This window comes from Photobacterium damselae subsp. damselae (assembly GCF_038086725.1).
GTDB classification, from domain to species: Bacteria; Pseudomonadota; Gammaproteobacteria; order Enterobacterales; family Vibrionaceae; genus Photobacterium; species Photobacterium damselae.
Genome location: NZ_CP146971.1, coordinates 215,855 through 229,338, shown reverse-complemented (window position 1 = coordinate 229,338; position 13,484 = coordinate 215,855). Strand labels below are relative to the sequence as shown.

Below are 13,484 nucleotides of genomic sequence, written 5' to 3'. Positions count from 1 at the left end.
AATCTAGTAAGTATGAGTGGCTGGTACACCAAGCAATGAATTTAAATATAGAGTGCTCAAAAAGACGTTATAGAAATAAAACCCTATGATGGGATTAACATAATCCTCTGTTTTTAAATGCTACATTGGAGATATTTATTACCATAATGGTTTAATGGAGAACCCTATGTCGTTACCTATTATTTGCGATTGCGATCCTGGTCATGATGATGCCATTGCTCTTATTTTAGCGTTAAGCCGTCACGAATTAGATGTTAAAGCCGTGACAACCAGTGCAGGCAATCAAACTCCAGATAAAACACTTAACAATGCGTTACGAATATTAACTCTGTTAAACCGTACTGATATTGAAGTTGCAGGTGGAGCTAAAAAGCCGTTATCACGAGATTTAATCATTGCTCCTGATGTCCATGGCGAGTCAGGATTAGATGGACCAGAACTCCCTGATGCTAAATGTAAAGCTTCATCACTTACTGCATTTGAATTAATAGCAAAAACCTTACAAGAATCTTCAGAACCAATAACTCTTGTTCCCACAGGCCCTTTGACCAACATCGCGATTTTTTTAAGCGCTTACCCTCATCTACACCGTAAAATTAAACAAATTGTTTTAATGGGAGGTGCGGCAGGTGTGGGGAATTGGTCTCCAGCGGCTGAGTTTAATATTTTTGTTGATCCAGAAGCTGCTGATATCGTATTTAAGTCTGGAATTCCAATTGTAATGTGTGGCTTAGATGTCACCCACCAAGCGCAAATTATGGATCAAGATATTGAGCGAATCCGTGCCATTCCAAATTCTATAGCTCAATGTGTCGCAGAATTACTCGACTTCTTTATGATTTATCATCGGAATCCAAAATGGGGGTTTGAAGGTGCCCCTTTGCATGACCCTTGTACGATCGCTTGGCTATTAAAACCTGAATTATTTGATGCCCAAGACTGTTATGTCAGTATTGAAACCCAAGGTGAACATACCCAAGGAATGACTGTCGTTGATCGCTATAACGTAACAGGTAAAAAGCCTAACGCTAAAGTGCTATTTGGTCTTAATCGAGAAGGTTTTGTCGATCTGCTAGTTGAGTCATTAGAACATTATAATAAATAGCACTACACCTCTTTTTCCCAAAGAATAAAATAGACCGATAAAAAGAACGCCGCTGTTATATTTCTAACAGCGGCGTATTAACTTATTAAGAGTAGATTAGAAAATAATTATACTCGACGATAAGGTAAATAAACGGGTTCCCACATTTGCTCCGCCAGTAAATGTTCGATATCTTGACCGCGCAAACAACTATTTGGATCCGTTGCTTGAATATGATTTAAGATCGCTTTTGCAACGGTAATAGAAACAGATTTCAAATCTCGGATATGAGGGTAAACACTGCCTTCGGCAAGATCATCTTCTGTAACACACTCAGCTAGTGCATAAGAAGCGGTTGTAAACATATCAAGAGTGATTTTTTGTGTCTTTGAAACAATGGATGCTAAACCAACCCCAGGGAAAATAAACACGTTATTTCCTTGGCCAATACGATACTCAAAACCATTATAAGTCACATTACCAAATGGACTACCTGTTGCAACAATCGCTTGTCCATCACTCCACTGATAAATATCTTCTGGTAGCGCTTCACAATTTGCCGTTGGATTAGATAGAGGGAAAATCATCGGACGAGGTGTATATTCCATCATCTTTTGAACATGCTCAGCTTTGAACGCCCCACCGATGCCACTGGTTCCAAGTAATACGGTTACCGGATAATTATTAAGAAGTTCGGTTAAGGTTACTTTACCCAATTCTTCCGTGTGCCAACCTTCCGCGATATCACGCGATTTTGCGTAGCGTTTCTTATACTCATCTAAGCCATCACGGTCTTCAAACACTAAACCTTGTGAATCTAGAATAAAGATCTTGTCTCGTGCCGCTTGATGGGTACAGCCCTCTTTTAATAAACCCGCATAAATTTGATCGGCAACACCTACGCCACCAGCCCCAGCGCCATATACAACGAAGGTTTGATCAACCAACGACTCCTTCTTCATACGGCATGCGCCAAGAACACCCGCAAGAACAACAGAACCAGTACCTTGGATATCATCATTAAATGAAGGTAATACATCTTCATAATCGCTGAGATTATCAAAAGCATTCGATTTACTGAAATCTTCCCATTGCAAAACTGCTTTCGGGAAATGACGTTTCACCTGTTTAACAAATCGTTTAATAAAGCGTTTATATTCTTCACCGCGTAGACGTTTACGAGGGATCCCTAAATACATAGGATCATTGAGCAACTCTTGATTATCCGTTCCAACATCTAAGGCAATAGGTAAACAGTGAGCAGGATGAATACCGGCACCTAAAGTATAAAGAGATAGCTTACCAATTGGGATCCCCATTCCCCCAACGCCTTGGTCGCCAATACCTAGAATACCTTGGCTATCTGTTACAACAATAATTTTGATCTCTTTACCAGAAAAATGACGAGCCATCTCTCCCATCTGACTGACATTGTCTTCGGTAACGTAAAGACCTCTAGCTTTTTGATAACGGTGGCTAAACTCCTGACACGCCTTGCCCACCGTTGGGGTATAAATAATAGGCGTCATCTCTTCAACATGTCGAGATAGTAGCGCATAGAAAAGTGTTTCATTACGATCTTGTAAGGCACGTAAAAAGAGATACTTCTCGATATCAGTAGAGGCACTGCGAAAACCGTCATAAACACGATTAAGCTGATCTTCAAACGTTTGAACACGAGGTGGTAATAACCCGTTTAACTGAAATGCCTCACGCTCTTCGTAAGTAAATGCGGTACTCTTATTGAGGGTTCTATCATTCAGTAACTCGGTGCCAGTGAGCGAAACAGGACGAAACGCATTGCCTTGTTCATCTTTCCATCTCAGGTATTTTCCAACGGTCATAACCACTCTCCATAATAGATTTATAATGACATTGAATTATTAAGCATAAAATAAATATGAAAACAGATACTTAACTTATCAAGTGGATTCAAATATCTCATCATATCCATTGGTATCACTTTCAGTGTCAGAAAAAAATCATAGACCTCTCATTGTAATAAAAATGTGACAACGACCGATTAACTCAGTTTCTCTTAAGCAAATCTGCTAATTCTTTAACCACACCGTTATTTCATTTTGGATCATAAGGTTATTCAGTCGTATAATGTGAAGTCTGTTAAAAATAATCGTGATCTACTATGTCAATGAAGCTTGATGCCCAACTAACCTTGTTTGAAAATGGCAAAACCTTTGCTAATCCTCGTCGAATTGCACTCCTAAAAGCAATCGCTCAAACAGGCTCCATTAGCCAAGGCGCTAAAGTTGCAGGATTAAGCTATAAAGCAGCATTCGATGCAGTAAAAGATATGAACTCTCGCCCAGAAGGACCTGTCATTCATAGTGAAAAAGGTGGCAAAGGTGGTGGCGGTGCAGAATTAACACGATTAGGACAGCGTGTTATTCAAATGTATGAACTGTTAGATAAAATTCAAGATATGGGCTTAAAAGCGCTCAGTGATGATAATGCCCCTCTTGATAGCTTACTGGGTGTAATGAGCCGATTCTCACTACAAACCAGTGCTCGAAATCAACTATTTGGTCATATATCCAAAGTCGATCGCTTTGATCTACATGATGTTGTCACCATTAAGTTAGATTCTATTCATCAAGTGATCGCAACCATTACTCACGGCAGTACAATCCGCTTACAATTAATGGAAGGCAAAGATGCTGTAGCCTTGATCAAAGGCCCTTCAATTGAAGTGTGTTTACCATCAGAAATAGAAGCTAAAGGCAAAGATTTTGATAATCAGCTACTTGGAACACTCATATCCTTTAGCCAAGACAAAGAATTTACCGAATTAGAGTTGGCATTAAGCAGTGATGTTACTGTATGTGCACTGGTCAAAAACCAACAATTGCCATCAACATCATTACAGATCGATATGCCTTTGTACGCCCTGTTTGCCTCAAGCCAAGTGACCATCGCAACTCTTTGTTAAATCACATTATTCAACGCATCTGCCAGTGAATGGCTGATACGTTTTTCCTTCTTGTACACACTGCGATAAATGCTGATAATCTTGATATTGCAAGGTTATCAGTACCATTACCATAAACAGCAACACCAATATAGCTATCACAGCGATACTGTTTTTCTTTATTCTCAACCCATAGAGGAAACATACTATGGATATAGGAATTATGGATAAAGAAATAAACCATAGGCTATGCATTGATACCGCCATTCCTGTAACTACATCCCTATCCTGACTCAAACCTGAACCGATCATACTGTTTTTGTTTTTTGGTTAGCAAAGATTTCGCCTCATATTTGCGTAAATTTACAGATAACTGACAGTTCATTAATTAAACAACGTTTTCAATTTAATTAAGTCGAATTCTGTAACTATTGAACTGTGATCACCTCCAAATAATTATTCTCCTTGGCAATATTGTTACCGATATTCATCACACTTTTTCTCTCTCTTTGCTGCAAACAATAACAGAAAAGATTACATTTCAGCCATCGAAACGTTTGCGTAATCGTTTCGATGGTGTTTTCTCAAACAGAAACATTCGCTGAAAACATCAAATAATAAAAACTCTACAAAAGGTTATCTCATGAAAAAGAGTGCGCTGATTAACTCTGAATTGTCTTACTTAGTTTCAACCTTAGGCCACACAGACGAAATTACGATTTGTGATGCGGGTTTGCCAATTCCTGAACCATCGCAACGTATCGACCTTGCACTTGTACCAGGAACGCCAAGTTTTATCGAAACCGTAAAAGCAATACTCTCTGAGATGCAAATTGAAGGTGTTGTACTGGCCCAAGAATTACCGCAGATCAATCCAACCGTACACGAAGCGTTAATTGCTTTAATTCGTGAAGAAGAAGCGCTATGTGGCAAACAAATCAAGGTTAATTACATCAGCCACGAAGCATTTAAACAGCAAACTCACGAGAGCAAAGCCGTTGTTCGTTCGGGTGAATGCACCCCTTATGCCAATGTCATCTTTCAATCTGGTGTTGTGTTTTAACGCCTAGGCTTAATCACAATCCAATTAAGCTCTGCGTTCAACAAGCAAGGGAATCATTATGACACAGCCAATTCTCGCTCTTGAAGGTATCGAAAAAGCCTTCCCTGGTGTAAAAGCTCTGGATAACGCCTGCCTCAATGTCTACCCCGGCAGAGTTATGGCATTAATGGGAGAAAACGGTGCGGGAAAATCCACTCTGATGAAGGTACTAACCGGTATTTATAGTAAAGATGCAGGCGAAGTACGTTATCAAGGAGCACCCATTCATTTTCATGGACCTCGCCATTCACAGGAAGCTGGGATCAGCATTATTCACCAAGAGCTGAACTTAATTCCTGAGTTAACCATTGCTGAAAATATCTTTCTAGGTCGAGAAAAAACCAACGTCTTTGGTGGCATCAAATGGGCAGAAATGTACCGTGAAGCAGATGCGCTACTCAAGCGTTTAAACGTTAAGCACAGCTCGCGTCAACTACTTGGTGAGTTAAGTCTTGGTGAACAACAAATGGTAGAAATTGCCAAAGCGTTGTCGTTTAAATCTCAAGTGATCATCATGGACGAACCAACAGATGCACTGACAGATACCGAGACAGAGTCGCTATTTAATGTGATTAATGAATTACGCAGTGAAGGTTGCGGCATTGTTTATATCTCCCATCGACTAAAAGAGATTTTTGAAATTTGTGACGATATTACCGTGCTTCGTGACGGTAAATTCATTGGTGAATGTCGTGTTGCTGACACCGATGAAGATGGTCTGATTGAAATGATGGTTGGCCGTCGTTTAGATGAGCAATATCCCCGTATTGCAGTAAAACATGGCACTACCTGTTTAGAAGTCAAAAACTTAACTGGCTCTGGTATTAATGATGTGAGCTTTACTCTAGATCGCGGTGAAATCTTAGGAATTTCCGGCCTTATGGGAGCTGGACGTACTGAACTGATGAAAGTGATTTACGGAGCACTCACCCGAGAAAGTGGAGATGTGATCCTAGATGGCAAGATTATTAACCCAATTTCACCACAAGATGGTTTAGCCAACGGTATTGCTTATATCTCCGAAGATCGTAAAGGCGATGGCTTAATTTTGGGCCTTTCAGTCAAAGAAAATATGTCGCTCTGTGCCCTAGAGCAACTGTCAAATGGTATCAAGATCGATCAACAACAAGAAGTTATTGCGGTCGAAGATTTCATTCGCTTATTTAATATTAAAACACCAACTCGAGATCAGATCATTGGTAATTTATCTGGCGGTAATCAGCAAAAAGTCGCCATTGCCAAGGGATTAATGACCAAGCCGAAAGTCTTAATCTTAGATGAACCAACTCGCGGGGTAGATGTTGGTGCGAAAAAAGAGATTTATCAATTAATTAACCAATTTAAAGCCGATGGTATGAGTATCATTTTAGTGTCCTCAGAAATGCCAGAAGTACTTGGCATGAGCGATCGCATTTTGGTGATGCATGAAGGTCGTATTAGCGGTGAATTTACCCCAGAAGAAGCCAACCAAGAAAAACTCTTAGCCTGTGCAGTAGGCAAACGTATTGATGAGGTAGCAGCATGAGCACCAAGACAATGAAAGCAGATAACGCTCAATCTAATTCCAATAAGCTGTTTACCAAAGAGTGGCTTATTGAACAAAAGTCGTTGATCGCCCTGATCTTCCTAATTGTGGTCGTTTCGTTTTTAAACCCCAACTTTTTTACTGTCGACAACATATTAAACATTCTGCGCCAAACCTCGGTTAACGCCATTATCGCAGTTGGTATGACCCTGGTTATTTTAACCGCAGGCATTGACCTCAGTGTGGGTTCAGTATTAGCTCTGTGTGGTGCTTTTGCTGCAACCTTAATTGCGATGGAAGTACCAGTTCTCATTGCCGTGCCTACTGCCCTATTAGCGGGTGCCATCTTAGGTGCTATTAGTGGTGTCATCATCGCAAAAGGTAAAGTGCAGGCCTTTATTGCCACACTGGTTACCATGACCTTATTACGTGGTGTCACCATGGTGTATACCGATGGTCGCCCTATCTCAACAGGTTTTACTGATGTAGCCGATAGCTTTGCTTGGTTTGGTACCGGTTATGCGATGGGAATTCCTGTGCCAATTTGGCTAATGGTGATTGTGTTTGCTGCTGCTTGGTACCTACTTAATCATACTCGTTTTGGCCGCTATGTTTATGCTCTTGGTGGTAACGAATCAGCGACTCGTCTATCAGGCATCAATGTAGATCGCGTAAAAATCGGGGTCTATGCAATCTGTGGTTTCCTCTCTGCGCTTGCCGGTATCATTATTACCTCTCGCCTATCTTCAGCTCAACCAACAGCTGGTATGGGCTACGAACTAGACGCGATTGCAGCGGTTGTTCTGGGTGGTACAAGCTTAGCTGGGGGTAAAGGTCGAATTATGGGCACACTTATCGGTGCACTGATTATCGGCTTCTTGAACAACGCTCTAAACCTACTCGATGTTTCATCTTACTACCAGATGATCGCAAAAGCGGTTGTCATCCTACTTGCAGTACTGGTAGATAACAAAAATAAGTAACCCACGACGTGAACACGGTAAGTCGTTAAATATTAAAGACTAGCGACTTACCGAACAGAAAAGGAATGATGTCATGAAAAAACTAGCAACGCTTATTTCAGCCGCCCTAATTTCAGCCTCTTTTAGCTCTACAGCATCAGCACAAGATACTATGGCTATGGTGGTTTCAACTCTTAACAACCCATTTTTTGTCACCATGAAAGATGGCGCTGAAGCAAAGGCGAAAGAGTTAGGCTATGAGTTGATCGTATTGGATTCACAAAATGACCCAAGTAAAGAACTATCTAACGTTGAAGATCTTACTGTTCGTGGTGTAAAAGCCATTTTGATTAACCCAACCGATTCTGACGCGGTATCAAATGCAATCCGTATCGCAAACCGCTCTAAAATCCCAGTCCTAACACTTGACCGTGGTGCTTCTCGTGGTGATGTTGTAAGTCATATTGCCTCGGATAACGTTGCTGGTGGTGAAATGGCGGGTAAGTTCATTATGGAAAAAGTGGGACAAAAAGCCAAAGTTATTCAGCTAGAAGGTATTGCAGGTACTTCTGCTGCACGTGAACGCGGTCAAGGTTTTATGGATGCAGTTAAGAAATACGGCATGGATCTTTTAGCAAGCCAGCCTGCCGATTTTGACCGAACTAAAGGTCTTAACGTTATGGAAAACATGTTAGCGGCTAACCCTGATGTACAAGCGGTATTTGCACAAAACGATGAAATGGCTCTTGGTGCCCTTCGTGCGATTCAAGCATCAGGTAAAAACGTATTAGTGGTTGGCTTTGATGGTACAGAAGACGGTATTGCCGCAACCAAACGCGGTAAACTTGGCGCAACTATTGCTCAACAGCCGGATCTAATTGGTTCTTTGGGTGTAGAAACCGCAGCCAAAGTGCTTAAAGGCGAAACAGTTGAGAAGAATATTCCTGTTCCATTGAAAGTTATCACTCAATAATCCATTACAATTAGGGCTTGTTTATGGCAGGCCCTAATAAAATCAATTAATTAGTAAAATATATAATTTAACTTTTTCTTAATCATGAAAAACTTAACTCATATATTTTCTATACTGATCCACCTCAACCCAATTACGGCGTTAGCGTGAAGAGTAATACTTCATTAAAAGGTTTTGATATGAATAAATTAGTTGTCTTAGGTAGTGTTAATGCTGATCACGTCCTTCAAGTTGCCTCTTTTCCTCGTCCGGGTGAGACACTACACGGTAACAGTTATGCGGTGATCCCTGGTGGCAAAGGCGCAAACCAAGCCGTAGCCGCTGCTCGATTAGGTGCCGACATTGCTTTTATTGCTTGTGTTGGTGATGATAGTTTCGGTCATTCAATGCGTGAAGCTTTTGCAACTGAAGGGATGAATGTTGAAGCGGTCATGATTGAAGAGAATATGCCAACAGGAATTGCCATGATTCAAGTGGCAGCAACGGGCGAAAATAGTATCTGTATTTCTGCTGAAGCTAACGGTTGCTTAACCGCTGAAAAACTGGCTCCTCACCATCACTTAATTGAGCAAGCAGATACCCTATTAATGCAGCTTGAAACCCCTCTTTGTGCTATTGAACAAGCAGCCAAAGTAGCCAAAGCAGCTGGAACAAAAGTAGTATTAAATCCGGCACCTGCAAAAGTACTATCCGATGAACTATTAGCTTGTGTTGATTTAATTACCCCAAATGAAACTGAAGCAGAAATTCTTACTGGCATTAAAGTTGTTGATATGGACTCAGCACAACAAGCCGCAGAAGCGCTACATGCAAAAGGCATTGAGCGTGTGATGATCACATTAGGTAGTAAAGGTGTTTGGATTAGCCAAAATGGTCATGGCGAACAAGTTGAAGGCTTCCGAGTCAAGGCTATTGACACCACAGCAGCTGGTGATACCTTCAATGGCGCATTACTTACAGCATTACAAGAAGAAATGCCACTTCGTGATGCTATTCGTTTTGCTCACGCAGCTGCGGCCCTATCAGTGACGCGCTTTGGTGCTCAAACATCAATACCAACCCGAGATGAAGTTGCATTATTTTTAACTCAACAAAACTAATCTCACCCCACAATGAAAAAGTAAACTTAGTAACCAAACCTTGCAAAGACAATGGATTAGCTTTATTTGCTAGGTTTGGTAACATCTTTTCATCTTCCAATTAATCAGCCTAATCATTCTTATAAAGATTAACCACAGACTTAAAGTGACAACGTCACCAGTTAGGCTCAACAGCAGGATATCACAATGGCAACAATCAAGGATGTGGCCAAATACGCTGGAGTATCCACTTCAACTGTCAGCCACGTATTAAATAAGACACGTTTTGTTAGCGAAGAGATTTCACAGCGCGTAATGGATGCTGTTGAAATTCTCAACTATGCCCCTTCTGCCCTTGCCCGAAGTTTAAAAGTCAACCAAACCAGCACCATCGGTATGTTGGTTACCACCTCTACCAATCCTTTTTTTGGTGAAGTCGTCAAAGGCGTTGAAAGGCGCTGCTACCAAAAAGGTTATAATCTTATTTTATGCAATACGGAAGGTGATACTGAACGTATGCATTCCAATGTTGATATGCTGCTACAAAAGCGTGTTGATGGCTTATTGATTATGTGCAGTGAAGTTGAGCCAAATGATTATGATCTGTTTGGCCGCCACAAGCCGATCCCAACCGTTATCATGGACTGGGGACCAACCAACTTTCCTAGCGATAAAATTCAAGATAATTCTCATCATGGTGGCTATTTAGCAACGCAGCATTTAATTGACCAAGGGCATACAGAAATTGGCTGTATTACGGGCCCCCTAGATAAAATGACTGCCCAGCAACGCCTATCGGGGTTCGTTCAAGCCATGGAAGAGAACCACCTATCCATTAAGAAAGAGTGGATTATTGAAGGAAACTTCGAATGTGACGGTGGAGAAGAAGCATTTGATAAACTAATTGTCCAAAAAAGCATACCAAGCGCCCTTTTTATCTGTAATGATATGATGGCTATGGGAGCAATCAGTTCAGCTTTTAAACATAAAATTCAAATACCCAATGACATGTCCATTATTGGCTACGATGATATAAAGTTAGCTCAATACATGACGCCTTCTCTAACCACCATTCATCAGCCAAAATACCGATTAGGGCAACAAGCCATTGATTTATTGCTTGATAATATTATTAATAAGCGAGTAGATAACAAGATAATACAATTGGAACCTACCCTTGTAATTCGAAATAGTACAGTCAAAAACAATTAATCTCTTTGTTATATATTAACTATTCTATCAATATATGACAAAGAGAGAACAATACCATAAATGCAAATACATGTTGTCAATTAAAGCATTGTTAATCGCATTTTATTGCTATATTTTAGAATAAAACAATTGATAGAGTTGTCTATTATGAGCAAAAATCAACAGAATAAGAAAAATATACCTTGGCTTCGTCATACTGTTACTGTTCTTATTTTATTTGTTTTATTTTATGTACTTTTCTATGTGGCGGGAGAATACTTATTCTAAGTTATTCACTTTATGTCCTTCCCAATAAAAAAGGCAACCTAATTATTAATCAGGCTGCCTTTTTTTAATTGGTTGGATTTAAAGCTTGCAAACTTCCAACCTGTTTAATCACTTGATAAAGCTTTTCGGTATGCTGTCGAACTAATTCACATGCGAGATCCAAGTTCCGATCTAGTACCGCCTTCATCATAGCCTCATGTTCACCATTATCATGGTATTGCGTTTCATGGGTAAACTTAGAGCCAAGAAGAAAATGACGGTAACGCTCTTGCTGGTCATAAATAGTGCTCATTAACCCCATGACAAACTCAGCGCCTTTGCATGATATAAGCGCCATATGAAAGTCCTTATGGCGACGTTCCCACAAAGTCAGGGTAAAATCTGGCGAGTTCGGATCCAAGCGGCTTAACTTATGGTATGTCGTTAAAATATTCAGTTCCCACTTTTCATCTCCGTGTTTCATCGCTTCACATAACGCCATATTTCCGATAGCTAAACGCGCTTTAATAATGCTTTTTAATTCATCTAAAGACACATCAGCGACCCAAAATCCCTTTTGCGGTTTTAAAATAACGTATTTTTGCCAAGAAAGCTGGACCATTGCTTCCCGTAACGGTGAACCGCCAACGTTATAACGCTGTTTAAGATCACTCAATATTAGTTTTTGCCCTGCTTCAAATTCGCCATTTAAAATATCATTTCTAATTTGATGCATGACACGATCACTGATCGTAGAAAAATTATCTTTCTCAAGGCTAGCCATTATTTCCTGAGTCTCATTATAATTGGTATTAATATAATATGAACGGATGATACACCTAAACCATAATTGGAACCAGCGTCACATTTTATTCTTATATTTATTCAACACATTTTATAAATATACACCGTCACGTTCAAGAAATAAACAAGCAATAATATGCTTTTATATACACAATTACATAGAAAAAAATACTTTCATAGAAAGCTTATTAAAAAATACACATTACAAACAAGAGTATTCTTAATTATTTAATTTATAAAATACAGATGTGGATCTTGAATATCTATCAAGATTCATTAAAAAAACAAAACAACTGATAAATGATATTTTACCCATAATGAATAAAAAGGGAACGAATGCTCCCTTTTATTTATTAACCTCGATAATAGTTCTGAGCGACGAATGGCATTTTTGTCACTTGTACAGGTATTTTTTTGCCTCTAACCAATGCCCACATTTCCATACCAATATCAGTATGCGCAATATCAACAAAAGCCATTAAAACGGGTTGAGCAATCGAAGGTCCATAAGTACCACTGGTTACTGTACCTATCACCTGATCGTTTTCATCAAGCAATTCAACACCTTCACGAACAGGAGCCTTAGTTAAACCAATTAAGCCGATACGCTTTTGAGCAATTTGCTTGGTCTTAATTTGTTCAAGGATCACATCAGCACCAGGGAACCCTCCTGCTCGTTCACCGCCTAAACGACGAATCGGACTGATAGCCCACAATAGGCTGGCTTCAACTGGGGTGGTTGATGATGTCAGGTCATGACCATAGAGGCAAAGTCCACACTCTAAACGTAAAGAATCTCGCGCCCCTAACCCGATCCACTCCACTTCTTCAAACTCTACGAGATGGCGCGCAATCTCTTCTACTTTATTATTCGGCACTGAGATTTCAAATCCATCTTCTCCAGTATAACCAGAGCGACTCACAAAACACTCAACACCTAATAAATCTAAACGGCAAGCATCCATAAAGACCATATCAGAAACAGCAGGATTTAGTTGAGCCAATACTGCCGCAGCTTTTGGTCCTTGCAGAGCTAACAGAGCACGATCTTCTAAAACTTCAAGAGTGACACTTGGCGCAAGATGCTGCTTTAATCGCTCAATATCTTGATGTTTACAAGCGGCATTAACGACCAAATATAAGCAGTCGCCACAATTTGTAACCATAAGATCATCTTCGATCCCTCCTTGCTCGTTAGTAAATAAAGCGTATCGCTGCTTACCAACTGGCAGATCAATAATATCTACAGGGACTAATTTTTCTAACTCTTTCGCTGCCTCTTCACCAATTAAGCGTATTTGTCCCATATGGGAAACATCAAATAAACCCGCCTTCTCACGACAGTGCAAATGTTCTTTTTTGACACCTAAAGGATATTGAACTGGCATTTCATAACCGGCAAAAGGAACCATCTTGGCCCCTGCTTCTTTATGCATGTTATTTAATGGCGTCATTAACAAGCTTTCCGTCATCACTTTATCTCCTTTTATTTGCACTCTCTTACGAGCTATTTTTTGCTTAATTGTAAACAAACTAAGGTTCTGGTTACCGATTACGCACTATTCGATTCA

General features: G+C 40.1%; 12 protein-coding genes. 8 read left to right on the top strand and 4 right to left on the bottom strand.

The features are described 5' to 3' along the window. The first annotated feature begins 166 nt into the window (after positions 1-166). On the top strand, positions 167-1,105 hold the full coding sequence (rihA, locus tag WAX86_RS15775) for a pyrimidine-specific ribonucleoside hydrolase RihA (protein ID WP_138241425.1): 939 nt from the start codon (positions 167-169) through the stop codon (positions 1,103-1,105). 107 nt (positions 1,106-1,212) lie between these two features. On the opposite strand, the gene WAX86_RS15770 is transcribed toward rihA, so the two are convergent. Then, positions 1,213-2,928, bottom strand: coding sequence for an NAD-dependent malic enzyme (locus tag WAX86_RS15770; protein WP_148109198.1), 1,716 nt, complete (start codon positions 2,926-2,928; stop codon positions 1,213-1,215). A 299-nt stretch (positions 2,929-3,227) separates the two neighbouring features. Between WAX86_RS15770 and WAX86_RS15765 the strand changes: the two genes are divergently transcribed. Further along, a complete protein-coding gene (locus WAX86_RS15765; protein WP_341489649.1) occupies positions 3,228-4,031 on the top strand; it encodes a TOBE domain-containing protein in 804 nt (267 codons plus the stop codon). 10 nt (positions 4,032-4,041) lie between these two features. Here the strand turns inward: WAX86_RS15765 and WAX86_RS15760 are convergent, their stop codons facing one another. After that, entirely contained in the window at positions 4,042-4,254 is a 213-nt protein-coding gene (locus tag WAX86_RS15760; RefSeq protein ID WP_141705720.1) for a hypothetical protein, read from the bottom strand. 399 nt (positions 4,255-4,653) lie between these two features. Between WAX86_RS15760 and rbsD the strand changes: the two genes are divergently transcribed. The 6 genes from rbsD (at position 4,654) to WAX86_RS15730 (ending at position 10,863) form a co-directional block, all read left to right on the top strand. Next, entirely contained in the window at positions 4,654-5,073 is a 420-nt protein-coding gene (rbsD, locus tag WAX86_RS15755) for a D-ribose pyranase (RefSeq protein ID WP_341489648.1), read from the top strand. A gap of 58 nt (positions 5,074-5,131) precedes the next feature. Then, positions 5,132-6,637: a ribose ABC transporter ATP-binding protein RbsA gene (gene rbsA, locus WAX86_RS15750; protein ID WP_341489647.1), complete on the top strand. Its 1,506-nt coding sequence runs from the start codon at positions 5,132-5,134 to the stop codon at positions 6,635-6,637. Continuing rightward, positions 6,634-7,620, top strand: a complete 987-nt coding sequence (rbsC, locus tag WAX86_RS15745; protein ID WP_005304582.1) for a ribose ABC transporter permease — start codon at positions 6,634-6,636, stop codon at positions 7,618-7,620. Before rbsA ends, rbsC begins: the two co-directional genes overlap by 4 nt. A gap of 73 nt (positions 7,621-7,693) precedes the next feature. Continuing rightward, a complete protein-coding gene (gene rbsB / locus WAX86_RS15740) occupies positions 7,694-8,572 on the top strand; it encodes a ribose ABC transporter substrate-binding protein RbsB (RefSeq protein ID WP_341489646.1) in 879 nt (292 codons plus the stop codon). A 179-nt stretch (positions 8,573-8,751) separates the two neighbouring features. Next, a complete protein-coding gene (gene rbsK / locus WAX86_RS15735; RefSeq protein ID WP_065171923.1) occupies positions 8,752-9,672 on the top strand; it encodes a ribokinase in 921 nt (306 codons plus the stop codon). A 186-nt stretch (positions 9,673-9,858) separates the two neighbouring features. Then, on the top strand, positions 9,859-10,863 hold the full coding sequence (locus WAX86_RS15730; protein ID WP_341489645.1) for a substrate-binding domain-containing protein: 1,005 nt from the start codon (positions 9,859-9,861) through the stop codon (positions 10,861-10,863). Positions 10,864-11,194: 331 nt separating this feature from the next. On the opposite strand, the gene WAX86_RS15725 is transcribed toward WAX86_RS15730, so the two are convergent. Further along, positions 11,195-11,893, bottom strand: coding sequence for a GntR family transcriptional regulator (locus WAX86_RS15725; protein WP_081327227.1), 699 nt, complete (start codon positions 11,891-11,893; stop codon positions 11,195-11,197). Between the two features lie 373 nt (positions 11,894-12,266). Continuing rightward, on the bottom strand, positions 12,267-13,385 hold the full coding sequence (gcvT, locus tag WAX86_RS15720) for a glycine cleavage system aminomethyltransferase GcvT (RefSeq protein WP_341489644.1): 1,119 nt from the start codon (positions 13,383-13,385) through the stop codon (positions 12,267-12,269). Positions 13,386-13,484: the final 99 nt, after the last annotated feature.